Raw genomic sequence first — 23,579 nt, 5'->3', positions numbered from 1 at the left:
CAGCAACAGTCATGCCAACAAAAAAAAGCCTTTTATAAACAATAACTTAGAATGAACCGAGAATTCAAAGCTAGGTGAAGCGTAAAGTTTTCCGACATCATTCGCGCCTCTTTTGCCAGCATCCTTCAGCTTCTGGGCGTACAACTCTTGATGGAAAGTTGCCCAGATGAACGTACGGAAGCTTGAAAAGTTCGATGCCAAGGACAGGGACTCATGACACGAGAATCACAAAGTTTTCAACAAAGTAGCGACCTCTGCGCGCTCAGGAAAGGACTCGCCAAGTTGATTCAGCTTTTTGAGTTCTGCCAGCGCCTTTGACTTGTCACCAGCGTCTATGTATAGCTTGGCGAGGCTCAAGCCGAGACGCGGCTGGTTAGGCGAGAGTTCCAGCAATCGTTTTTGCACCAAGATTGCCCTGTCAAATTTCCCCTGCCCTGCCAATATCGTGACCATGCTGGCCATCACACCGGGGCTATCGGGAACAAGTCCATTGGCCTTCTCAATCATCTCCAAAGCTTCAGCTTTCTTCTGCCGATGCAAGGCAATCGCCAGGTTGTTGACCGCTGCAACAGAGTCTGGTTTGAACTGCAGCAATTCTCGGTACCGTCGTTCCGCGACTGGGTACTGAGCCAGACCAAAGGCTCGATCGCCCAAGTACATCAAGAACCCGCTGTCAGCAGGCTGCTGCTTGAGCCAATCATCCGCAAAGCGGTCCGCCTCATCCGAACGCCCAGCCAAGCTCAACTCAGCATGGAGTTTGCCTGCAGCCTCTGAAGTCTTGCCTTGCGCAAGTGCGAGGCGATAGGCTCGAATCGACGCTTCTCTATGCTTGCGCGATGATTCAATATCCCCTTCCAAAAGGTAACCCACGTCCTCCTTCGGACGCTGCTGTTCAACTGTGCGGGCCACCTTCAAAGCAGCGTCATGGTTGGACTCCAACAAGTAAACCGCGACAAGCGCACGCTGCGCCAGCAGATAATCGGGAGCTAGCTGCAAAGCGCGATTCAAAGACTTCTTCGCAGCCGGCTGGTCGCCCGTCGCCAAATAGACTTCCGCTTGACGCAGATGAGGCAGTGGGGCGCGAGGATCCAGAACCGCCAGTTTCACAAAGCTGGACAAAGCTGGACCGTATTTTCGATCTTGCGTCTGCACCGTCCCCAATGCATTCAGAATCTTACTGTTTCCTGGTATTGCTGCGTCCGCCGCCTCCGCTACCTCAATAGCGGCACGCACATTACCTGCCTGTCGATGAAGCTCAATCAATCGCAGTCGTGGCAACGAGTCCGCAGGGTTGCGGTCAATGGCATTCGCCACCATCGCCGCAACTTCCTGGGGACTGGCGCCTGCTCGCTGACGAATATTGGCAAGGGCCAACAGCGCGCGCACATGATTTGGATCCTTCTTTAGCAGCGCATCAAATCGCTTGGACGCCTTGTCAAAATTGCGCTCTGCAATATCAAAGGTTGCCAACCTTGATGCTGAAGGGAAGTAAGCCGCATCCAGCGCTACTGCTTGCTCATGCGCTCGGCGAGCAGAGACAACATCATTTTTCATTTCATAAATCCGACCCTTCATATTGAAAGGGTAAGGTTTATCAACCTGTTTCTTTTGCCAGACTTCGACCGCGCGCAAAGCACCATCGAGGTCATTTTGCTTTATTCTCGCCGTGACCAATGCGAAATCCACATACGGATCTGCGCTGGCATTGGCAATAGACTCCAATTCTGCAAAACCACTGCCGACATTTCCCTTTGATAACTGACTCAATGCCAAAGCAGCTCGGCTACGCGGATCATCAGGAGATAGTTTCAACGCTGCAGCGTAATATGCATCCGATTGGGTTCGATTGCCCATTAGCAAATGAAGTTGGCCAGCCAAGGTCAGCGTTTCAACATCAATATTTTGCTGACTCAGTAGTGGAGACAACGTGGCAAGAGCCTTCTCGAGGTTCCCCTCTTGAAGATAACTCTTAGTCAATAGCTGACGGACAAATGAAAATTCAGGATGATTTTTTAGCGCCTTGCCAAGAGAGTTTTGAGCCGCCGCAAACGAACCATCTTGGTATTCAATCAAGCCGACCAGAAATTGAATATGGGCACTATCTGGAGCCAATCTAGTCAAAGACTGAGCGGCTTCGCGGGCCACTTTCGTCTCTCCCTTCAGATACGCGTTGAGCGCTGACAAATATAATGTCGTCGAATGCTTTGGCAGCACCTTTACCAGCCGATTTAATTGCTGTTCTGCGCCCACAAGATCCTTGTTCTGCAACTTAAGCATATAAATTGCTTGATGCGCGGGAGCAAACGTCGGTTGAATTTCAAGGGCATGTGAAAAATCCGCTAAAGCAGCTGCTTCTTCTCCTTTCCCTCGAAGGCGCAGGACACCGGACATATGCCAAGCCTGAACGTTTTTAGGATCCTTCTTTAACAATGAGCCAATCACCTGCAAGGCCGCGTCAATATCTTGCTCACCTGCAAGCATGTTCGCCTTTAGCAACAAGCTAGGCGGGTGTTCTGACTGCGCCCTCAATGCCTCTTCTACTGCAATCTTTGCCGCCGCCAAGTCGTCCTTTTGCAAAAGCGCAACCGCAATTGTCGACTTGAGATCGGCAATCGCCGGCGCTTCAGTTAAAACAGTCGAAGAGAACCGAGCCAACAGTTGCTTCGCTTGCCCCGCTTGCAACATGGCGCGAGCCAATGCGGGAATAACTGCATCTGCCGCATAGCCCAATTCCTCGGCCTTCTTGAATTCTTCCACAGCGAGTTCAGCCTTGCCCGAACGCAGCAACGCCTCCCCAAACAAGAATCTTGCCTCGCTATGGGAGGGACTAAGTTGCAAAGCCGACTTGAGCTGAACAATTGCTGCCGCATTTGCATCTTTATTCACACTCATCTTGGCCGCGGCAACCAACTCCTCGGCGGAGTCACCCTTGCAACCAGAAAAAGCAAGCAGCCCCAAAACAAGGCTGCTACTCATCAAAAATCGAACATCAAATTTCGAAGCCAAATCAAACTCCTTCAAATTCACAGCTGCAATGACTCAAGAAAATTACAGCCGCTACATTATTGCCGACAAATCAGTTAATTTCAAATTAATTGAAAATACATATTTTGCAATTTCATATTTCTAAAATACATAATATACAAAATTAACTCAAAAATCCTCAAAAAATTTCATTTATTAAGAGCCAAATCACAGACCCTTTACCGCTCATAAGAGGAAAGAAGGCGCCGGCCAGTCTTTACTGATGGAAGATCTGTTTTCAACATACCACCCATTCGAAACACCATTGCAGGCCATTCGCCAGGGAATAGATCAGCCCATTCCGATCGAAGTGAATTTCGGCATTTTTTTGACGAATAGAGATCAGTATCCTCTTGCAGCGACAACACCGCAGATGCGGCCATCGGCTGCAAAACCAATCTATCAATCGTCGCACGTAACCAAAGACGTTCAAAACTACGTCCAGCCGCTACAGCACCTTCTTCTATAGGAAGGCTGGTCAGCACTATGCCAAGCGCCGGTGCCTGCCACGCCGGCAGAAATCCTGCACGCAAACCCAATAGGCGATGAACTCCAACGGCGCTCAGACACCGCATTAGCGGCCAATGTCGAATGGCTTTGAACATTGGCCGCATGACCGATTCGACCTCGAGTGCTGCAGGCGGCAAACCCTGATCGCAGGTATCCTTCCAACCCAGGTCAAATCTGATCGTAGAAAATAGTTCTTCATGCAAACGAATTGAGCAAAATCGCTCGCTTTCGGCAAGCCAAATCAATTTGAGTGCGCGCCACCTTTTGTCACCTTCAAGCCACAGCAAACGTGTTCCGGCATGTTTTTGAACCTCGGCGGCCAGTAAATCTTTCTGCATAGAGGTAGGCGCCCCGCGAAAGAAGATCTGCCGATTTGTCTGGCGAAATGGGATAGCCGTGGCGAGTGGGTCGGGAGAAATCTCAATATTTTTCGAAAAACAAACCCTGGCAATAATACTCAAATCATCACATGGCAACCAAGAAGATTCGCCAACAAAACCCAATTCAGTTGCACGCAAAAGCATGTTTTCAACTATTGCACCAAACGCCAATAGGCTCAACACACGTTTATGCCTAGGCAAAGTCGGTGAAAAATCGCTGCCTGGCCTAATGCAAATAGTAGCGCTCGAACCAATAAATTCAAAAAAGTATTCCAGTTTATTATCTGCTGATGGAGCCATCACACCATGACGAGCGATATCTTTCAAAACCAAGTCAATATTCATTCTATCCACCACATCAATAATATCAACCTTATTACCGCCCGAGCAAGCCAAGTGACCCTACCCAGGATTCAAAGCACTTGACAAGTAATAGTTATTTTTGAAGCATTTTTAATACAAACTCAACAGGAATAGCATAACTAATACCCGATGGATGACTCAAAACCGACTCCTTCGTACCCTTCAACAGCACCATGTTGATGACGCCGACCACCTCGCCGGTTTCGACGTTAAATACAGGTCCGCCACTATTACCTGGATACGCCGTACCATCCAATTGCATAATATTGAATGTACCCGAACGAATTTGCGAAATATTCCTTGCATTCAAGCTGCTACCCGTTGGGGCCGGTAGGGCTACGGGCGTCAGCGCAGAAACCATCGCACGGTGCGCGACGTGAGAAAAACCCAAGGCTCCGGCAATTGGAAAGCCCATGAACATAACTGCCGTACCTTCCGGAACACCCTCCGCCTTCAATGGCAAGGGACTCAAAGGTGGGCCAGTAATATCCATCACAGCCAAATCAGTTGGCCTATCAAGACTCACATGCTCAACCTTGCGGTTGACCCAATCACCCGACTCTCCTTTGATGCGAATGATCAGAAATCTCGCTCCGCTGCCGTCGGGATCTGGAATGACATGCGCATTGGTAACGATGCGGCGACCGTCGGCAACCGCAAAACCTGTGCCCCTGAAAGTGAAACGTGGGCTGTCCAGTTCGCCATAGGTTCCCACCAAAACCACCGATGGTTTAACCCTGCGAACCAATTCAGGTAGGGTTTCCAAACTGGCTGCACTGGCATGCGCAGCTATCAACGCCGGCAAAAAACAGGAAATCAAAAGACTAGGAAATTTCAGGCTGCAACATCTTCTCATCTGAGATCGCCTGTCGTGATACCCACTTCCAAGGACGCGACGCATTGTCTCCAAGTACTATCAGACTCATTCACCTTGAAGCCATAAAAAATACCGGCCTCAGATTCTCGAGCCCGAACTGACCTGACCTTGACGGTCGAGCGCTCCAACAGGCCCAAATCAATTTCAGCTAGACCGTCAATCTCCAAGGGCAGCTGCAATTTACATTCCGCCTGGAAGCCTGATATAGAAATCTCTATCACTTCAATAACAAAATTTCTTCTTTCGCCGGCGACCACAATAGTCAAACTTCCCGGGCAGCGAATCGAATATCGTTGATGCTTCCGCAAAGGATGTCCATGATCTACCGAGCCCTTTAGCATCGGCAATATTCCTCGATACTCCGCCAAGTCATAAATCGACCACAGCAGCGTTTTACTCCTATCATCGAGATCATCAAATACTGACGACTCAGTATTAAAAAAATAATTCAACAATTCTGGCGTCATTACCGGATCATTGGTGATATGGTACTTTCGCTCGGGCCATTTTATATTTTTAAAAATTATTTCATAAAAGTATCCGTATAGATTCTTTCGTTTGGGCCGTCCCTTAAAGCCCTGCTGCAGGAATCCGGGGAGTTCTCTTAAGTCTAACGTCGCCCCTACCGCAGGAGCTCCGTTTGCAAAATCATACTCCTCAACAGCAGATTCCTGCAGCCTCGTGAAATACAGTATGGATTCATAAAATTCGATTTTATTTGGATTAACTGCAATTACCAGATGTCGTGTCTCAAAGAAATTAACGCAATACTCGCGCATAAACTTCATCAAGGGGAAAAATATGGCACCGCCTGTCTTCCGAAAATCCGGATGAACCGCCAACGCAGATATTTCGGCAATCCGACCACCTTTAGCTCTAACTTTTGTCAAATCAAAAACGGACTGCAAAGGGAACCCAAAAACACCCTCTCTTATCATGGAAATTGTACCCACAATTTTTCCATCGTATTTTGCACAAATGGTTGTGGTAGTGGGTAGTGCATGATATTTTGTTATCCTCATCCCCGAGGGATGGGGCTGCATAAATCCGCTGGAAACGTAAGCATCATGCAGAATACTAAAACAGCCGGCCAACTCCTCTTTAGTTTCAGCGATCTTCAATTCCAGTCGCATATCCGGAACTGGGTCAAAATCCACCATTCGGCGATACAATGGGTACCTAAAATCCGTCGGCAGCTTACCAAACAGCAACCGAGTATAGTGATGAATTAGTTTTTTGAAACTTCGCCTTTTAATTTCACTCATTTCACCACCGCCTCTTAGAATGTTTGATTAATCTGCTTTTTTCGAAAGATGCCTCACACTCCCCAAAGCATTCAGCGTAATTCCAATACACAAGCGAAGTACTAAAAAATTTCAAATACTATTTAATTTTAAGTCTATCGAGCAAATCATAGAGGGTTGGGCGACTGACTCCCAGTAAATCGGCCGCCTTAGCGATGTTTCCATCAACCCGTGCCAAAGCAGTCACAACAGCCTGACGTTCAGCGCGTTCTCGCACAGAACGTAAATCCAATAAGTTGGCTTCCGCATCAACCTCCCCGGTTTGGCCCTTCAAACCCAAATCGGTCGCAGTCACGCGATCACCATCGGCCATGATGGAGGCCCTTTTTACCAGATTCTGCAATTCGCGAACATTGCCCGGCCAAGAATGGGCTTCAATTGCAGCTAGGGCATCTGATGTCAAACTGGAAGCAGTTCGGCGTTGCTCGCTCGCGTATCGTTTCAAAAAAGCGTGAGCCAAAAGCACCGCGTCCCCCGTGCGATCACGCAGAGGCGGAATATCAACAACTATTTCTGCCATTCGGTAATACAAATCTTCACGAAACCGCCCTTCCGCAATATGATTCTTGAGATTTTGGTGGGTCGCGCCAACAATCCGTACATCAATTGGAATTTCCTGCCTGCCACCAACACGCTCGATCGTGCGCTCCTGCAAAAATCGCAATAATTTAGCCTGCAAACTCATCGGCAAATCACCAATTTCATCCAACATCAAGGTGCCGCCGTTGGCCGTCTCGATTTTGCCAAGCGTGGTTTTGCTGGCGCCCGTAAAAGCGCCTTTTTCGTAACCGAACAATTCGCTCTCCAGCAAATTCTCGGGGATGGCCGCGCAATTGATGGCCACAAAGCGGCCTTTGCGCTTTGAAGCTTCATGCAACCCTTGCGCCAGCACCTCTTTGCCGGTACCACTCTCGCCTAGCAGCAGCACAGTTGCATCACTGGGCGCCACCTTTTCAATGGTTCGGCAGATTTTCAACATACCGGCATCACGGGTGATCAAACCGCCCATAGCATCGCTTCGATGCAAATTCTGTAGACGTTGATTTTCTTTCTGTAGCTCGTACAGACGATAGGCCCGCTCTACCGTCAAGCTCAAAACATCCGGATCAACCGGTTTGGCCAAGAAATCATAAGCACCCATACGAATGGCACGTAAGGCATTGTCCTGGTCGTTTTGCCCGGTCAAGACAATCACCTTGACGCCAGGATCCAACTCCAACAACTTCTCAAGACATTTAAAGCCCTCTGCCACCGAATCTTGATCCGGAGGAAGCCCAAGATCCATGGTGACCACCGCAGGGCTGTGCCGACGAAACTGCAAAACCGCGCTGGCGACATCCTGCGCCACAGCTGATTCAAAGCGATCTAAGGACCACTTCAGTTGCTTTTGTAAAGCTAGGTCGTCTTCAACGATCAGCAAAGGCTGCTGCCGTTCCAAGCCATTGCTGTCATGACTACTGCTAATGCTCATTCAAGATCCATCACCGTGATTCGTCTGTAGCATGAAACAATGGCAGCAAAATCGTGACCTTTGTGCCGAGGTTCGGCTTACTGTCAACTTTGATTTTGCCCCCTAGTTCCTGCAAATATTGGTAACTTTCAAAAGCCCCGATGCCCATGCCGGTGGCCTTGGTTGTTTGAAACGGCTTAAAGAGCCTTTGTTGAATGAACTCCTCGCTCATCCCGCAGCCACGATCAGCAACGATAACCTGCGCATGGCTGCCAACGCGGTCGAGACTGAGTTCTACTGAACTGTCGGCCTCAGATGCATCAAAAGCATTTTGCACGACATGCCCGATTACGCGTTCGATGCGCTCATCGTGCCCTCGTGTGCTGAGTTGGGACATAAGTTTTAAATCAAGCTGACGGCCCTTGCTGACTGCCGCCGCAGCGAGGCGCTTGGCGATCGCTTCAAGGTCGACGCCGCTAGACAATCCATGCGGCTTCTCGCCCTCCCTCAATTGCAGCATCAATTGACGCATCTTTTCCAACGAATTCTCCACAGTATCCAGCATATCCTGTTGGAATTCGGGGTTATCTTTGAGGCGCTTGGCGTTCTTCATCATCAATGAGAGTTGAGTCACGATATTCTTCAAATCGTGTACCACAAACGCCGACATGCGGTTAAAGGCATCGAATTTCTTGGACTCCAATAAGGCCTCGGCTGCTTGCATTTGCGCCAAGTAGCCGGATGCTTGGCTGCTGGCGGTCTTCAACAGATCTCGCACCTCCCAGTTGAGCTCAATGGCGGCGCGCGGGCGGCCAAGCAAGACAAAGCCGAGGATCTTGTCGCCCACCATCAACGGGATCAGCCAACAGTGCCGCTTGTCATCGAGCATCCATTGGGGCGCTTCCAATCCACGATAGTCACTCGAACCTAGGCGCACTTGGTCAAGATCAATGATCCAGGCCCGTTCCTGCAAGAAACTGCAAAAGCCCGCCGTCATCGCCTCTAAGGTGCCGAACGGAGGGGCGTTCCAGCGCGCAGACTGTGAAAATTCACCACTGTCTGCCTGCTGCAACCAGAGCGCGCCAGACGGACTCTCGACCAAGTTGGCCAAGGAGCGAACCACGGTCTCACCCATCTGCTGCGGCGAAGTGCCAGATGACAGCGTGGCAGTAAAGCGCAGCCACTCTTCTCGGTAGTCATAGCGGTAGTTGAAAAAGTTCTTGCCAATGTAGACCTTCAACTGCGAACGCATCGAGCCCGAGAAGACCAACAGCACCAATCCAATCAAGGCCGCAAAAACAAGGGTCAATTGCAGCGCCCGGCCCCATTCCCCTCCTGTATAGCGGACGTAGTAACCCAAGGCTGAAATAAGCAGGAGATACAGACCCACCAGCATCAAAGTTGCCGAGTGAAAGACGGCAGTGCGAGAGATATGTAACTTCTCAAGCCAATCGGCATGGCGACGAGAAGCAAGGAACAGCAAAGGCAGCGCAGCACAATGAGCCAGCGTTCGTACGCTCAGTGCATCGCCATCAAACTCGCGAAACAGTGCCGCTTGGGAGTACACAAACACGTCAAAAGTGAAGATGGCACCGAGCCCCAGGCACACGGGCTTGGCGTTCCAACGCGAATCCCCAGACGAATTGCGCAGCAGCTGCTCGATCAAAATCAAACCGACGACCGCAAGCCCAAGCGCAGTGAAGGCCGACGGTCGCAGCAGACTCACACTCAAATCACTGTTGAATTCACGCAGCACCAACATCAGCATGGATGCTGAAAGTGATGCATAGGCTAAATCCGCAAACCGTGGCGGCCGCCATGTGCTTTGATTTTCCAGTTTGGGCTGCAATAGCAACAACACAAACCAAAACCAACAGGCATAGCGCAACCAGTCAGCCGCAGGAATCAACCAGTCGGCCGCCACGGGCCACCAGTTCATCTTGGCCACAATGCTGAAGCCACCCCATGCGCTACTGCAAACCAAGGCCGCCAAAAAGACGTAGGAGAGTGCGTTTGCCGGTGAAGTGCGGCGCAACCAAATCCGTAGGCCGAAATAGAGTGCAAACGCCGCGTACGACAAGGCGGCCAAGCCGTCGCCAAGTAGATTCAAATTCAAAACAGCAAAGTTCATTGCGCATTGAACCACGGCAGCACAAAACAAAAATCGGCAATAACGCCGACTTTTGTTGTGTTAAATCGAGGCGGCTATTTCAGCGCGCGCCCTTGCCCGTCAAAACCACCGCCACTGTCTCAAACATAATCAACATATCGAGGAAGAGCGAGTTGTTTTTGACGTAATACAGGTCGTATTGCAGCTTCTCAATCGACTCCTCGACGGTTGAACCGTACTCACAGCGGACTTGAGCCCAACCCGTAACACCCGGTTTGACACTGTGCCGGACAGCAAAGTAAGGAATCTTGCTGACCAAGTCATCGACGAAGTACTGACGCTCAGGGCGCGGCCCCACCAAGCTCATTTCGCCAACCAGCACATTCAGCAACTGAGGCAACTCATCAATGCGGACCTTGCGAATGAATCGACCGACGCGGGTGATGCGGTCATCGTTGACCGTCGCCCAGCGTGGCTTGCCGTCTTTCTCTGCATCGGTGCGCATGCTGCGGAACTTGATGACCTTGAAGGTCTTGCCATTTAACCCCACACGCTCCTGCCGATAGAAGATCGGACCGGCAGATTCTGCCTTGATCATGACGGCAGCGATGATCATGATGGGCAGGGAGACAGCAAAAATTGCCGCAGAGAAAACAATGTCAAACACGCGCTTGATCGCGGTACGAATGCTGCCTTGATTGAATCCGTCACCGAATATCAACCAACCAGCATTGACGTGACTGATCTTGATTTGAGCAAGGGTCTTCTCGAAGTGGGTCGCGATGTCCACCACACGGATACCGTAGAGCTTGCAGTCTAGCAATTGGCGCAAAGGCATTGAGCCCCCACGCCGCTCGGACAAAGCGACCACGATTTCGTCCACGCCAAGGCTGCGCGCCGTCTCAGTCAAGGAGCCGCGCGAATCAATCATCTCCGCTAAAGGAACCTCTGGATTTTCTTCATTGGGGCCAGCCAAGTAGCCCACGATCTGCGCGTGAGGATCGGCTTCTCGCAGGGTTTGACCAACGGTGCGGGCCACCGCGCCTGAGCCGAAAATCAGAATGCGGGTGCGCAGACGCGACTGAGCACCGGAATGAGCAGCGTAGACACGGTGCACCATCACTGCAGCAACTGCCGCCATCGCAGCCATGGTCACCAATTCCCGGTGCCCAACAGCGATCGGCAGCAAACTGAAGATGGCATAAGCCAAGGGCAAGCCGAACATCAAACCCAACAAGGCCCGAGCGCATGACTCTGTGATCGAGCGGTTGTGCACATGCTGGTAAAGACCGCTTGCCGAATTGATGACGAACATACATCCAGCCAGAGAAAGACCGTGGGAGGCGACGAAAGGCATAACCGTCGAAGCAGATTCACCTTGACTCAATACGACCGCAACTACAGCGAACAGGATCAGCCCCAAATCGAACAAGACATGGAGCAAGGTCTGCCTATGCAAATAGTGGCTAAAAATTCGTACCATTTCATTCCCCGATCCCAAAGATTCACTGCAATGCGCGATTGGCGGCCGATTGACCTGCCCAGCCCCTTCCTGAATCAAGCAAATCACCCGCGACACCGGTCGCGAAATCAGCTTTCAACTCAGGCTCGCATCAACGTATCCAAAAGCATCTCGATCGCCGGCACATGATGCCTGCTCAAGGACCTTTTGAAAGCCCCCCATTTAAAGGGGGTTGCGAGGTTTAATTCCCTAAATACTCAGCTAGACACCGGCTTGATCAAGCTCTGCGTTCAGCGTCAGGACGAGAGTAGAGCGCAGATTTGGAGCACCTCGGAGAAAGCAGTCCCGTGCAAGCGTGCGTATTCCACAGCAAGAAAGAGTGAAAGCCTGGGACTGGCCTTTGTGCTACGCCCCAAACTGAAGCCAATCGCTATTGACGAAGGACGTAGGGACGAAAAAAAGCCCGCAAATGTCAGTTTGCGGGCTTTCAGGCTTGCGAGCTTCAGGACTCGCGGGACTCGGGTCTGTGCAAATTAATGCTGAATAGCAGTTGCAATCAGCGCACGACGGCGATTTGCGACTTCGCACCACCCTTGTAGGTGTACATCGTCAGAGCACCGTTCTTGATATCGCCCTTGGGGTCAAAGGTAATAGTACCCGTCACGCCTTTGTAGCCCTCGGTCTTTGCCAACACTGGCAAATACTTGGCCGGATCGGAAGAACCGGCCTTGACCATGGCTGCAGCCATCACGTTGACGGCGTCATAGACATAAGGCGCGTAAATCTGCACGTCGACTTTGTACTGCTCTTTGAATTTCGCCTTGAAAGCCTCGGCTGTCTTTTGACCTTCGCCGGCCTCAACACCACCCGCTTCAGCGCAGTAGACCTGGCTATCAGCCATCGTGCCGGCAGACAGCTTCGGCAATTCACCGGAGCAGATGCCGTCGCCACCGACGAACTTCGCATCAATACCCAACTGCTTCATCTGGCGCAACATTGGACCAGCCACGGCGTCCATACCGCCAAAGAAGATCACATCAGGCTTCTTGGCCTTCAAGGAGGTCAGGATGGCGGTGAAATCGGTTGCCTTGTCGTTGGTAAATTCGCGACCGGCAATCTTGCCACCGGCAGCCTTGACGCCTTTCTCGAACTCGTCGGCCACGCCTTGGCCGTAAGCTGTACGGTCATCGATCACAGCGATCGACTGGCCTTTCAATTCCTTCACCGCATATTTGCCCAAAGTGCCACCCAGGTGCACATCGTCAGCCACCACACGGAACGTGGTCTTGTAGCCATTGCGGGTGAATTTAGGGTTAGTGGCCGATGGCGAAATCTGCGGAATGCCCGCATCGCTGTACACCTTGGAAGCAGGAATAGATGTACCTGAGTTCAAGTGACCGATCACGCCATTGACTTTGGAGTCGACGAGCTTTTGAGCGGCTGCTGTGCCTTGCTTTGGATCGCCGGCATCGTCTTCTGCCAGCAGTTCAAACTTGGCCTTCTTGCCGCCGATCATCACACCCTTGGCATTGAGCTCGGCAATCGCCATACGGGCGCCCAACTCATTGTCCTTGCCCAAGTGGGCAATAGCGCCGCTGGTTGGGCCAACGTGGCCAATCTTCACGACCAGCACATCTTGCGACATGGCAGCGCCACTCAGCATCAGCGCCACAGCGCCCACAACAACATTCAACTTAACTTGCATGAATTACCTCCGGATAGGAAGAAGAAGAGCTTTTTGCCGTTGAATTCTCAACCCGCAGAACATACCCCAAAAATTGCTTCAACCTATATGGGGAAACCATGGGAAACCGAAGACTTCCTGCAGACCTTGGCTCTTGTTGTCGTCAGAGTGAAACAGCCGCTCTGCGTCGGCTTAATCTCAAGTTCACTCAGTGCCGCACTTTGAGCGCGGCGCCATGCCTCGGTCAAGCAAAAGCTCCAGGCGTGACAGCAGTTCAATGCGGAACTCGGCCATTGCAGCGTCGACAACGCCAAGCAGAGCAAGCCTCAGCTGATCCTCCTCACCTTGAGCGGCCGCCAAGCCAAGTTCAGGGCTGGCATCGAGATCAAGATCGACCTCAAGTTCTGGCGCTTGAGCAATCCTCAACTCGGGAGGCGAAGCCAGAGTGGCTTCCTCCAGCACCTCGGTCAGGGTAGGCACTTGACGCTCGACCTTAGCAGCAGAGCTCAAGACGCCACCTTGTGATGGCTGATGTTCAAACCCAGCTCTTCATAATGCCGAAAACGTCGCCGCCCTGCCTGAACTTGCGCATCATCTTGGGAAACCACCTCCAGCACGCGCTGAAACTGTTCGAACCCGTCGGCCACCTCGGCACCCAAGTTCAATAGAACTTCTCGGTGAACAAGCTCAAGAGCATGCTCATGCAGCAAAATTGGCGTCGCGGCTATCACCACCTGATCGGCAGCGCCCGCAGACAAGTCCAAATGCGGCACAAACTCGATCGGCTCAAACGCCCAGAGGGCGGTGTCCAAGCGCCTCAACAGCGCTGCAGGGCCGCACACACCAATCCTTGCTCCCGACTGCTGCGCTTTACGCAACAGTCGGCAGACATAGGCCAAGCGCTCAGGCACGCCGGTATAGAAACTCACCTGAGTCATGGCTAAGGTCGCTTCAGCAACTTGGCGCTCTCTGCGTACAAATCAGCGTACTTGCGAGAGTACAAAGTGAGTCAGCAAACCGACCGGCCGGCCGGTGCCGCCTTTGGCCGCGCCGCCCTTCCAGGCGGTGCCGGCGATGTCCAAATGGCCCCAGCGGAACTTGCCTGCAAAACGCTGCAAGAACTTGGCCGCCGTGATGGAGCCACCTGCACGCGAGCCCACATTGGCCACATCGGCAAAATTGCTTTTTAGCCCCTCTTCGTACTCGTCATCCAAAGGCATACGCCAGCAAGGATCCAAGGCAGCCTCGCCGGCCGCCGACAGAGATGCCGCCAACTCATCATCGCTGGCATACATGCCGCTGCGCACGCCACCAAGAGCGATGACACAAGCACCGGTCAGGGTTGCCACATCCACCACCACCGCAGGCTTGAAGCGCTCCGCATAAGTCAGGGCATCACACAAGACCAAACGCCCTTCCGCATCGGTATTCAGGATCTCGATGGTCTGGCCCGACATTGACGTCACCACATCACCGGGCTTGAGCGCCCGGCCACTGGGCATGTTTTCACATGCAGCGATGATGGCAACCAAGTTCAGCTTAGGCTTGAGTTCGGCGACGGCACGCAGCGCGCCAATCACGCTGGCGGCGCCACCCATATCAAACTTCATCTCGTCCATTTCGGCGCCCGGCTTGAGGGAAATGCCGCCTGAATCAAAGGTAATGCCCTTGCCGACTAGCACCACCGGCGCCTGCGTCTTCGCAGCGCCGTCGTAACGCGCGACGATGAAACGCAGCGGCTCATCCGAGCCCTGCGCCACTGACAAAAAGGAGCCCATGCCGAGCTTCTCGACCGCCTTCTTGTCCAATACTTCAACCTTCAATCCATGGGTCCGGCCCAAGGCCTTGACCTGTTCACCGAGGAAAGTCGGCGTGGCGTAGTTGCCGGGGCGGTTGGCGCATTCACGCGCCAACTCAATGCCGGCGCCAATCGCCTGGCCACGGGCCAAGCCTACCTTGGCTGCCTTGCTTGCTGCCGTATCGCCCTTGTCAAGCAGCAAGGTCAATTTGGCCAACTTGCCCGCCTCAGGCGCGCTGGGCTTGGTGTGGCGATACGTATAGATCGAATCACTGGCGGCCAATACAAACTGCTCAGCCAGGCTCTCTGTCATGGCGTCGAAGCCGACAAATGCCACCGCAGCATGTACCGCGCCGCGGCCCTTCAACTGCGCCAAGCCCAATTGCAGCGCCGCCCGGGCGGCCTTCAGTGTGGGCTTGCCGGCAGCGGCCAGCACCAAACGAGGCGCCTTCACGCCGGTCGGGCGCTGCAAAGCAATCGCCTTGCCGGCTTTGAGCTCAAAGTCGCCAAGTTTCAAGGCGTCAGCGGCAAGCGAGGCCAGGCCAGCATCCAGGTCGGCGGGCAGCGCCTCGCCGGCTATCAGCACGATCAAGGCATCGGCGTTGATGCCGGCCAATGCGTCGAAGGACGCAGTCTGTGTACGAAAGTCCATAATGTCGCCGAATAGATAAAGTGCCCGGATGTTATTCGATTCCTCAGTACGCTCAGAACTCACCCGCAGCTTCGGTGTCACCTTTGTGGTCATCCTCACCATCGTGCTGACGATGATGTTGATTCGCACCCTCGGTCAAGCCGCTGGCGGCAATGTGGCCCCACAAGACGTGATGCTGTTGATGGCTTACGCATCGCTGGCCCACTTGCCCACCATGCTCACCTTAGCGCTCTTCATTGCGATCGTGGCATCCTTGGGGCGCATGTACCGTGAGTCGGAGATGACGATCTGGTTTGCTAGCGGGATCGGCCTGAGCCGCTTTGTCAAACCGGTACTGAGCATGAGTTTGCCGATCTTGTTGGTGGTGATCGTGCTGGAGCTGATCATCTGGCCCTGGGGCAACCAGAACAGTGCTCAATTGCGCGATCAGTACCAAAAACGCAGCGACCTCTCACGCGTGGCGCCAGGTCAGTTCCAGTCTTCGCGCGACGGGGCCAGCGTGTTTTTCATTGAACGCGATGCCGTGGATGAAAAGACCGGGCGCAATGTATTTATTTTGTCCAATAAAGAAAGAACCGAGTCCGTCACCACCGCAGCTCAAGGGCATATTGAGTTGACCGACACCGACCGCTTCTTGGTGCTCAACCACGGCCAGCGCAATGAAGCCAATGCCTTGACGGGTGAGCGAACGAGGGCCAAGTTTGAACAATACAAAATCTTGGCCGACAGCCAAGTCCTGCGCAGCGCCGACCAATTGAAGCCCAAGGCGACGCCCACCTTGGACTTGTTGCGCGCGCCCTCGCCGGCCAATGACGGCGAGTTGACCTGGCGCTTTGGCATGTGTTTGGCTTGTTTCAATATGGTGCTGCTGGGACTGGGCATGGCCGCAACCAACCCACGCCGGCCCAATAACTGGAACCTGCTGTTTGCACTGTTGAGCTTTGTCGTCTATTTCAACCTGATAGGTTTGAGCCAAGGCTGGGTCAACAACGGACGCAGCAGCATGAATACGGCGCTGATCTCGGTACACGGCGGCATATTTTTGCTGGCCTTGATGCTGTTGTGGCTGCGCGACCAAGGCAATCGTATCCACTTCACTTGGCGAAAACCGACCGGAGCCCGGGCATGAAGACGGTACGCCGCCTGCTCTACCGGGACATTGTGGGCTCGGTGTTTTTTGTTTCCCTGGCCTTCCTGTCCTTGTTCTTCTTCATCGACTTCATTGACGAACTCGACAATATGCGCCGCGTTGAAGCCGGTGCGTTCAAAGCGGCTTTGCTCGCCTTGATGGACATTCCAGGCCATTTCTACCAGCTGTTTCCAATCGCCGTGCTGATCGGCAGCATCTACTCGCTGGCCGGTCTGGCTCAGTCCAGCGAGTTCACCATTCTTCGCACCGGCGGCTTGGGGCCGGGCCGAGCACTCGGCTTGTTGGCCTATTTGGCGGCGGCCTTCGCTGCGCTGACCTTTGTGGTCGGCGACTTTGCCGTGCCCTACTTCGACCTGCAAGCCGACACCATGCGCGCACGATATGTCGGCACGGTCGAGCAAGGGCGGCGCGGCGCTTGGCTGAAGGATCACCAACTGGTTGACGGGCAAGAGCGCAGTTTTTCAATCAACGTCAGCCAGGCCGACGCGTCGGGACGGCTGCAAGGTGTGCGGATCTTTGAGTTTGATCACGCTGGCGGCTTGATTTCCCGACTTGCCGCAAGCCACGCAATGGTGGACGCCAAAGGCTTTTGGCGCCTATCCGACGTGACACAGACCGAATGGCTGAGCATTGGCACCAAAGTCAATGCCAACACCAACCTGAGCGATAAAGAAGAGCTGCGGGCGGTTCGCGAAACCAAATTGGCCGAGCTGAATTGGAAGAGCTCGCTGCATGCCGGCGTGATTGCCGCTGCGGTGTTGCCGGCCGCTTCGATGTCAACGCTGGAGCTCTACCGTTACACCCAGCATCTATCGGCGCAAGAACAGTCCGCGCAGGTTCACCAAATCCAGTTTTGGCGCAAAGCCATCTATCCCTTTGCCTGCTTTGTGATGGTGGCGCTGGCATTGCCGTTTGCCTATCTGCATGGGCGCTCCGGCGGTATCAGCTTGAAGGTTTTTGGCGGCATCATGCTGGGCATCAGCTTTGTCTTGCTCAACAACGTCGCCGGCCATGTCGGCATCTTGCGAAACTGGCTGCCCTGGCTCGTCGCCACCGGCCCAAGTTTGTTCTATTTAGCCCTGTCGCTGGCGGCCTTTGGCTGGCTGGTGCGTTACCGTTGAAATAACACACACCATGGACGGTTTACTGCTGTTTGCGCACGGCGCACGCGACCCCGAATGGGCCAAGCCCTTCAAAGAGGTGGCAAGGCGAATTGCGCTGAGCCGCCCTCAGCTCGGCCTGCGCCTGGCCTATCTTGAGTTCATGCAGCCCGAGCTCGCAGTAGCTGCGCGCGAACTCGTCGCTCTGGGCTGCCAGCGCATCCATATCGTGCCGATGTTTCTGGGCACCGGCGGCCATGTGCGGCGCGATATCCCTCCGCTGCTTGAGCGGCTCAGAGAAGAATGCGGTCCGGCGGTCGAGTGGCACCTGCATCCAGCCCTGGGTGAACAAGAAGCGGTAGTCCAGGCGATGACCGAATCGAGTCTGGCTTGGCTGGCTCCATCAGCTGACGCCCCAACATGAACCTGCATCAATTCCGCTTTGTGCAAGAAGCGGCGCGCCGCAACCTCAACCTGACGGAAACCGCCAAGGCCTTGTTCACCTCGCAGCCCGGCGTCTCAAAAGCGATTTTGGAGCTGGAAGAAGAACTCGGCATCGACATCTTTTCACGCCATGGCAAGCGCCTGCGCCGCATTACCGAACCCGGCCAGCAAGTACTGGCCGCGATCGAAATCATCATGCGCGAAGTCGGCAATTTGAAACGCATTGGCGAGGAATTCTCCAAGCAAGACAGCGGCACGCTTTCGATCGCCACCACCCACACCCAGGCCCGCTATGTGCTGCCCGGGCCGGTGGCGCAATTGCGACGCCAACTGCCCCTGGTGCGCGTCAGCCTGCATCAGGGCACGCCCGATCAAGTCGTGCGCATGCTGCTGGACGACAGCGCCGATGTGGGCTTGGCGACCGAATCGCTCGCCCATATCGAGGAACTGGTCAGCCTGCCCTGCTACGAGTGGCAGCATGTTCTGGTCGTACCGGCCGGCCATCCGCTGGCGCAGGTCGAGCGGCCGACGCTGGAGCAGTTGGCCAGTGAACCCATCGTGTCCTATCACCCCAGCTTTACCGGCCGCACCCGCATCGACAAGGCCTTTGCGGCGCGCAATTTGCATCCCAATTTTGTGCTCGAAGCGATCGACTCAGATGTGATCAAGACCTATGTGCGCTTAGGCATGGGCATAGGCATCGTGGCCGAGATGGCGGTGCGCGAAGACCCCCCTGGCGGCGATTTGGTCTCCCGCCCCTTGGGGCATTTGTTCGGCCAAAACGTCACCCGCATCGCCTTCAAGCGCGGCGCCTATCTGCGCAACTATGTGTACAGCTTCGCGGAATTGCTCTCGGACCGCCTGAACCGCCACCTGCTGGAGCGCGCCATGAGCGGCGACACCACCGATTACAGCCTTTGACTTGAAGCGGACCTGCCTTGATGAGCACGCGCCAATACCTATCGCCGCCGCTGCGCAGCCGCCTGCCGCGCGTCGGCACCACCATTTTCAGCACCATGTCGGCCTTGGCGCAAGCGCATGGCGCCGTCAACCTGGGTCAAGGCTTCCCCGATTTTGATTGCGATCCGGCCCTGCTTGATGCGGTCAACGCGGCGATGCGGGCCAATCACAATCAATACCCGCCCATGCCCGGCGTCCCCCTGCTGCGCCAGGCCGTCGCGACCAAGGTCGCTGCACTGTACGGCCACAGCTACAGCCCGGATGACGAGATCACCATCACCGCCGGCGCCACACAGGCCATCTTGACCGCTCTGTTGAGCGTGGTCCACCCAGGCGACGAGGTTATCGTGTTGGAGCCTTGCTACGACAGCTACCTGCCGAATATCGAGTTAGCCGGTGGTGTGGCGGTGCGTGTGCCTTTGACGCCTGCCACCTTTCGCCCGGACTTCGAACGCTTGGCTGCCGCCATCACGCCGCGCACCCGCGCTCTGATCATCAACACCCCGCACAACCCCAGCGCTACCGTGTGGACCGCCCTCGAAATGCAGGCTCTGGCCGAGACCTTGCGCGATACGAATATCCTGGTGATCAGCGATGAGGTCTACGAGCATATGGTGTTTGACGACGAGCAGCATCAAAGCGTGGCGAGCTACCCCGAATTGCTGGCGCGCAGTTTCATCGTCAGCAGCTTCGGCAAAACTTTTCATGTCACCGGATGGAAGATCGGTTATGTACTGGCACCCAAAACCTTGATGCACGAGTTCCGCAAGGTCCATCAGTACAACGTCTTCTCGGTCAACACGCCGATGCAATACGGCTTGGCGACTTATATGCAAGACCCTGGGCCGTATTTGCAATTGCCAGCCTTCTACCAGCGCAAACGCGATCTATTTCGCGCCGGATTGGCCACCACGAAGCTGCGTCTACTGCCTTGTGAAGGCAGCTATTTTCAATCCGTGGATTACAGCGAGATTGAGCATCTCAGGGCCATGTCGGGCCCAAGCGCATGTGAGCATTTGACCCGCGAACTCGGCGTCGCAGCGATCCCGATGTCAGCCTTTTATGCTGACGGGGACGGTCAGACCATCATCAGATTTTGTTTCGCCAAGCAAGACCGGACCTTGCAGCAAGCCTTGGCGCTGCTGCAGCAGCTGTAGTCAGGGCTTGCCTGCGCCGCTTGTCGGCCCAATGACGCCAGCATCTTCAAGCAAGATGTCCACGTCCACGGGCACAGCTCGCCCCGCGCCCCCATCCAAGCCGGGCTTGCCTTGCCACACCATGGTGGCCATCAGGTCAAAACCGGTCGGATGACCGGCCTCCAAGTTGGACTCCAAGGGCAAGAACAGGTCAATCTCTTCGCCGCGCACTTCATGTTCAGAGCGGTCGCGGGCGACGCTGTAAAGCAGCAACAGATCGCGTAGCGCCGGCAAATCAAAGCTAGCCGATCGCCCGTCTTTGGAGGACAACAACCTCTGCAGTGCCACCATGCTGGCGCTGCTGTCGGACCATCGCGACTGCAAGCTGCGAACCACCGAAGGGTAGGCCTCAAGCCCCTGCCCCAACTCCAAATTCACATCCCAGGCGGGCGGAGAGGCATTGAACTCGACCGCGTAACGCCCTGCAATGTCGGCAAAGGCCAAAGCATCGCCGCGCTGCTGACATATTTCCATCAGTTTTAGGTAAGGCAAGGCCGAGCTGCTTGCACCAGCCACCCCCTGCTTCAGCTGCCCATGCAGCAAGTCCACAGCCGCCTCGTCCTGCCCCAAGACCAAAAAGAAATCGACCTGCTGCTCCAAGTCAATCAACTCCTCAACGCTGACCAGGTGCTGATCAGCGCTGGCCGAACTACCCAAATTGGCCGCACTACCCACGGCACCGAACGCTGCAGCAATGCTGTCCGAGGGGTCGATGAACTGCACGCTGAGCGGCTCAAGACTCAAGTCGCCACTCATCAATTGAGAAATTCGCGCCAGACCCGACGCATCTTTCTCCGGCAACTCGGCCGGCATGGTGGCCGGAATCGCCGCAAAATCAGCCGTCACGCTGTGCGGCAGTGCAATCGTGTGCTCTTGCGGCATCGCATCGGCAGGCCGGGTCGGCTCATCGCTGCCGCGCAGAGGGTCAGCATTGAGAGGTGGCAAGTCGGCATAGTCTTGAGGCTCGGCTTGCCCGGTATTCGAAGCCTTCCAAGCCGGTTCGGCATCCTTGGCGACTTCGGCAGCTGTCTGCTCGGACGCAGGCCCCCACCAATTGCCGTCAATCCCTGCCTGATGATGCGATCGGCGACGCCACAGATATGCCAGGGCAGCACCCAGCAGCAAGCTGAGCGCCCCCAAACCCCAGGTCAGCACATTGGGTGAATTGCCAGACGCTGGTGGCGATCCGGCCTCAACCCCTTGGCGCATAGCACTTAATTTCAGCGCATTGCTGCGATATTCGGATTGCAGCCCGAGTAAACCCGCTTCGACTTTTTGCAGACGCGCCATGGCCGCCTCGGCCGCAGAGGCTGCGGCTGCTGAATTGTTCGCTGCGGCCGCATTGGCATCAAAGGCTTCCAAACGCAGTTGCGGCTCGGCCGCGCCTGCAATCGCAGCATTCTGCGGCCTTGCTGCTTTCGAAATCTTTGTCGTCTTTGAACGGGGGGGCGGTACAGGTGCGTCCGCTACAAGCGGCGAATTGCGATGCTTGCCGGCCTGCTCAAGCGCCCGCTTTGCGCTCGATCTATCCTCAGGAACTTTGGTCGCCGTCAAGCGCTCTTGCCCAATCGCATCCGGCAAGCTTGCCCCCAACAACTCTTTGGGTTTGGCATCTGCTGTGGCCAAAGCAGCCCGCAGGGCCGGCGACAACACTCGCGGGCTTTCGCCGCTTGAATGTGACTCGTGCGAAGCGCCGCTCTGCGCAGTCGGAGGATCCATCAAGGCACTGAACTGCCGCGTCAAGCGCGGCGGGCATCCGAGACTCAAAGTGACGTTGAGGATTGGCTCCTCAATAGGCACGGAACTCAGCACGCGAATCGCACGCAAATTGGTTTCGCTCTCGCCCACAAGGCGCACACCCACTTTGTTTGCTGGCAGTTTCACGCCACCCGCCATAACTTCGGCAAACACGCAGTCCATCGAAAGCGATTCGTCTGCACGAAGACTGAGCGGGAAAGACAGCAGCAATGGCTGACCCAGCACCGAAAGCGTTTGCGGGCGACCTAAACCCAGCGCCTGGGCATTGCCCAACAGGCCCAACAGCCCCAGGGGCCCAAAGGCCAAGGCGCTCAGCAAGCAGATGCGCCTACTGGCGCCACGTAAATGAATGGGGGGCACTGCGATATCTCGGTCCATGCCGGCGGCCAATGTTATTTCGACTGACTCTAGCATGGCTGAACCGGCCTCAATCACGCCATCTGGGCCGGCGTTGTATATGTGCTCCGGCGATCAACCGACTCTAGTGACCGTCGACCGTGGGCACTTTGCCAACGCAGCGCCACGCGCGATCAAACCGGCGTCGCCTCACTCATGGACAATCTAATGCAAGACAGGCAACGCCCTGTTGTCACTTCAGCGACAAAGTATGAATAGCACCGTTCTTACACTCAGCGAACGCAACGAAATCGACGCGGGCTCTTGGTTTTCAAAACTTTCCGAGCCGTTGCGCGAAGACATATTGTCCCGCGCTACGGTGCGTCGCTTGGGTGATGACAGCTTGCTGTCTTGCCGAGGCGAGCCCGCCGAGGAATGGGTGGGCGTCGCCAAGGGCGCTGTGCGGATCAGCTCCGTCTCCTTGGCGGGCAAACAGGTATCTTTGACTTATGTGGAGCCCGGAACATGGTTTGGCGATATCTCTTTGTTCGACGGCATGCCCCGCACGCACGACGCGACCACCCATGGTGAGACCACTTTGCTGATCGTACGCAAGCCTGACTTCAGAGAATTGCTGCAACGCCACACCGAACTTTACGAAGCGCTGCTGAGGTTGAACTGCCGGCGCTTGCGGCTGATGTTCAATGCGGTGGAGGATCTCAACACCCTGCCCCTGGCTTCACGCTTGGCCAAGCAAATTTTGCTGCTGGCGCGCTCGTATGGCGTGCGCCAGGGCGAGGAGATACGCATCGGCTTGCAACTCGCGCAAGAAGACTTGGCGCAGCTGCTGGGAGCCTCACGCCAACGCGTCAATCAAGAGCTGAAGGCCTTGGAGCGAGACGGCGCTGTGCGTGTCGAGCCCACCCGTCTGGTGGTGCTCAACCGTGAAAAGCTGCTGGCGATCGCTAACCGTTAGCAAATCGCAATCGAACAACTGCCGGATCTACCGATGCCGGCCCAG

General features: G+C 54.8%; 19 protein-coding genes. 7 read left to right on the top strand and 12 right to left on the bottom strand.

What is annotated here, in order from left to right:
* Positions 1 to 225: 225 nt before the first annotated feature.
* The 8 genes from prsT to LNV09_RS15070 form a co-directional block, all read right to left on the bottom strand.
* On the bottom strand, positions 226 to 3,027 hold the full coding sequence (prsT, locus tag LNV09_RS15105) for an XrtA/PEP-CTERM system TPR-repeat protein PrsT (RefSeq protein WP_263557902.1): 2,802 nt from the start codon (positions 3,025 to 3,027) through the stop codon (positions 226 to 228).
* A 176-nt stretch (positions 3,028 to 3,203) separates the two neighbouring features.
* Positions 3,204 to 4,259, bottom strand: coding sequence for a hypothetical protein (locus LNV09_RS15100; RefSeq protein ID WP_263557901.1), 1,056 nt, complete (start codon positions 4,257 to 4,259; stop codon positions 3,204 to 3,206).
* Between the two features lie 91 nt (positions 4,260 to 4,350).
* Positions 4,351 to 5,097, bottom strand: coding sequence for a S1C family serine protease (locus LNV09_RS15095; protein ID WP_263557900.1), 747 nt, complete (start codon positions 5,095 to 5,097; stop codon positions 4,351 to 4,353).
* 32 nt (positions 5,098 to 5,129) lie between these two features.
* Positions 5,130 to 6,419, bottom strand: a complete 1,290-nt coding sequence (locus LNV09_RS15090; RefSeq protein ID WP_263557899.1) for a GNAT family N-acetyltransferase — start codon at positions 6,417 to 6,419, stop codon at positions 5,130 to 5,132.
* Between the two features lie 118 nt (positions 6,420 to 6,537).
* Positions 6,538 to 7,929 (bottom strand): PEP-CTERM-box response regulator transcription factor, encoded by a 1,392-nt coding sequence (gene prsR, locus LNV09_RS15085; protein ID WP_263557898.1) that lies wholly within the window; start codon positions 7,927 to 7,929, stop codon positions 6,538 to 6,540.
* A 10-nt stretch (positions 7,930 to 7,939) separates the two neighbouring features.
* Positions 7,940 to 10,039, bottom strand: coding sequence for an XrtA/PEP-CTERM system histidine kinase PrsK (gene prsK / locus LNV09_RS15080; protein WP_263557897.1), 2,100 nt, complete (start codon positions 10,037 to 10,039; stop codon positions 7,940 to 7,942).
* Positions 10,040 to 10,118: 79 nt separating this feature from the next.
* Complete coding sequence (locus LNV09_RS15075; RefSeq protein WP_263557896.1) at positions 10,119 to 11,462, bottom strand: TIGR03013 family XrtA/PEP-CTERM system glycosyltransferase; 1,344 nt, start codon at positions 11,460 to 11,462, stop codon at positions 10,119 to 10,121.
* Positions 11,463 to 12,036: 574 nt separating this feature from the next.
* The gene (locus tag LNV09_RS15070; protein WP_263557895.1) at positions 12,037 to 13,185 is read right to left on the bottom strand and encodes a branched-chain amino acid ABC transporter substrate-binding protein; all 1,149 of its coding nucleotides are present in this window, start codon (positions 13,183 to 13,185) and stop codon (positions 12,037 to 12,039) included.
* On the opposite strand from LNV09_RS15070, the gene LNV09_RS15065 reads away from it, so the two are divergent.
* Positions 13,090 to 13,389, top strand: coding sequence for a hypothetical protein (locus tag LNV09_RS15065; protein WP_263558139.1), 300 nt, complete (start codon positions 13,090 to 13,092; stop codon positions 13,387 to 13,389). The two genes, LNV09_RS15070 and LNV09_RS15065, sit on opposite strands and share 96 nt — an antisense overlap.
* Here the strand turns inward: LNV09_RS15065 and LNV09_RS15060 are convergent.
* The 3 genes from LNV09_RS15060 to LNV09_RS15050 are packed head-to-tail and all read right to left on the bottom strand — an operon-like array spanning position 13,369 to position 15,614.
* Positions 13,369 to 13,674 carry a hypothetical protein gene (locus tag LNV09_RS15060; protein WP_263557894.1) on the bottom strand — a complete coding sequence of 102 codons (306 nt, stop codon included), beginning with the start codon at positions 13,672 to 13,674 and terminating at the stop codon, positions 13,369 to 13,371. The two genes, LNV09_RS15065 and LNV09_RS15060, sit on opposite strands and share 21 nt — an antisense overlap.
* On the bottom strand, positions 13,671 to 14,102 hold the full coding sequence (locus LNV09_RS15055) for a DNA polymerase III subunit chi (RefSeq protein WP_263557893.1): 432 nt from the start codon (positions 14,100 to 14,102) through the stop codon (positions 13,671 to 13,673). Before LNV09_RS15055 ends, LNV09_RS15060 begins: the two co-directional genes overlap by 4 nt.
* 42 nt (positions 14,103 to 14,144) lie before the next feature.
* Positions 14,145 to 15,614 (bottom strand): leucyl aminopeptidase, encoded by a 1,470-nt coding sequence (locus tag LNV09_RS15050; RefSeq protein ID WP_263557892.1) that lies wholly within the window; start codon positions 15,612 to 15,614, stop codon positions 14,145 to 14,147.
* Between the two features lie 28 nt (positions 15,615 to 15,642).
* Here LNV09_RS15050 and lptF point away from each other — a divergent pair, with 28 nt between their 5' ends.
* Genes lptF through LNV09_RS15025 form a run of 5 tightly spaced genes read left to right on the top strand, consistent with a single transcriptional unit; the run spans position 15,643 to position 20,425 of the window.
* The gene (lptF, locus tag LNV09_RS15045) at positions 15,643 to 16,743 is read left to right on the top strand and encodes an LPS export ABC transporter permease LptF (protein WP_263557891.1); all 1,101 of its coding nucleotides are present in this window, start codon (positions 15,643 to 15,645) and stop codon (positions 16,741 to 16,743) included.
* Complete coding sequence (lptG, locus tag LNV09_RS15040; RefSeq protein ID WP_263557890.1) at positions 16,740 to 17,885, top strand: LPS export ABC transporter permease LptG; 1,146 nt, start codon at positions 16,740 to 16,742, stop codon at positions 17,883 to 17,885. The genes lptF and lptG overlap by 4 nt, the downstream gene beginning before the upstream one ends.
* 13 nt (positions 17,886 to 17,898) lie before the next feature.
* The gene (locus LNV09_RS15035) at positions 17,899 to 18,288 is read left to right on the top strand and encodes a sirohydrochlorin chelatase (protein WP_263557889.1); all 390 of its coding nucleotides are present in this window, start codon (positions 17,899 to 17,901) and stop codon (positions 18,286 to 18,288) included.
* On the top strand, positions 18,285 to 19,229 hold the full coding sequence (locus LNV09_RS15030; protein ID WP_263557888.1) for a CysB family HTH-type transcriptional regulator: 945 nt from the start codon (positions 18,285 to 18,287) through the stop codon (positions 19,227 to 19,229). Before LNV09_RS15035 ends, LNV09_RS15030 begins: the two co-directional genes overlap by 4 nt.
* 20 nt (positions 19,230 to 19,249) lie before the next feature.
* Positions 19,250 to 20,425 (top strand): pyridoxal phosphate-dependent aminotransferase, encoded by a 1,176-nt coding sequence (locus LNV09_RS15025; RefSeq protein WP_263557887.1) that lies wholly within the window; start codon positions 19,250 to 19,252, stop codon positions 20,423 to 20,425.
* On the opposite strand, the gene LNV09_RS15020 is transcribed toward LNV09_RS15025, so the two are convergent.
* Positions 20,426 to 22,636 (bottom strand): type IV pilus assembly protein FimV, encoded by a 2,211-nt coding sequence (locus tag LNV09_RS15020; RefSeq protein ID WP_263557886.1) that lies wholly within the window; start codon positions 22,634 to 22,636, stop codon positions 20,426 to 20,428.
* Positions 22,637 to 22,829: 193 nt separating this feature from the next.
* Here LNV09_RS15020 and LNV09_RS15015 point away from each other — a divergent pair, with 193 nt between their 5' ends.
* Entirely contained in the window at positions 22,830 to 23,534 is a 705-nt protein-coding gene (locus LNV09_RS15015) for a Crp/Fnr family transcriptional regulator (protein WP_263557885.1), read from the top strand.
* The last annotated feature ends 45 nt before the right edge of the window (positions 23,535 to 23,579 follow it).

The sequence above is a fragment of the Paucibacter sp. B2R-40 genome, from assembly GCF_025717555.1.
Taxonomy (GTDB): domain Bacteria; phylum Pseudomonadota; class Gammaproteobacteria; order Burkholderiales; family Burkholderiaceae_C; genus Paucibacter_A.
The sequence above is the reverse complement of the archived record's forward strand: the minus strand, read 5'-3'. Positions and strand labels throughout refer to the sequence as shown.

Excerpts from the sequence above, each read along its gene's own strand:
- LNV09_RS15100 (WP_263557901.1), bottom strand. The coding sequence starts at position 4,259 with ATGAATATTGACTTGGTTTTGAAAGATATCGCTCGTCATGGTGTGATG.
- LNV09_RS15090 (WP_263557899.1), bottom strand. The coding sequence starts at position 6,419 with ATGAGTGAAATTAAAAGGCGAAGTTTCAAAAAACTAATTCATCACTAT.
- prsR (WP_263557898.1), bottom strand. The coding sequence starts at position 7,929 with ATGAGCATTAGCAGTAGTCATGACAGCAATGGCTTGGAACGGCAGCAG.
- prsK (WP_263557897.1), bottom strand. The coding sequence starts at position 10,039 with ATGAACTTTGCTGTTTTGAATTTGAATCTACTTGGCGACGGCTTGGCC.
- LNV09_RS15070 (WP_263557895.1), bottom strand. The coding sequence starts at position 13,185 with ATGCAAGTTAAGTTGAATGTTGTTGTGGGCGCTGTGGCGCTGATGCTG.
- LNV09_RS15055 (WP_263557893.1), bottom strand. The coding sequence starts at position 14,102 with ATGACTCAGGTGAGTTTCTATACCGGCGTGCCTGAGCGCTTGGCCTAT.
- LNV09_RS15050 (WP_263557892.1), bottom strand. The coding sequence starts at position 15,614 with ATGGACTTTCGTACACAGACTGCGTCCTTCGACGCATTGGCCGGCATC.
- lptF (WP_263557891.1), top strand. The coding sequence starts at position 15,643 with ATGTTATTCGATTCCTCAGTACGCTCAGAACTCACCCGCAGCTTCGGT.
- lptG (WP_263557890.1), top strand. The coding sequence starts at position 16,740 with ATGAAGACGGTACGCCGCCTGCTCTACCGGGACATTGTGGGCTCGGTG.
- LNV09_RS15035 (WP_263557889.1), top strand. The coding sequence starts at position 17,899 with ATGGACGGTTTACTGCTGTTTGCGCACGGCGCACGCGACCCCGAATGG.
- LNV09_RS15030 (WP_263557888.1), top strand. The coding sequence starts at position 18,285 with ATGAACCTGCATCAATTCCGCTTTGTGCAAGAAGCGGCGCGCCGCAAC.
- LNV09_RS15025 (WP_263557887.1), top strand. The coding sequence starts at position 19,250 with ATGAGCACGCGCCAATACCTATCGCCGCCGCTGCGCAGCCGCCTGCCG.
- LNV09_RS15020 (WP_263557886.1), bottom strand. The coding sequence starts at position 22,636 with ATGCTAGAGTCAGTCGAAATAACATTGGCCGCCGGCATGGACCGAGAT.
- LNV09_RS15015 (WP_263557885.1), top strand. The coding sequence starts at position 22,830 with ATGAATAGCACCGTTCTTACACTCAGCGAACGCAACGAAATCGACGCG.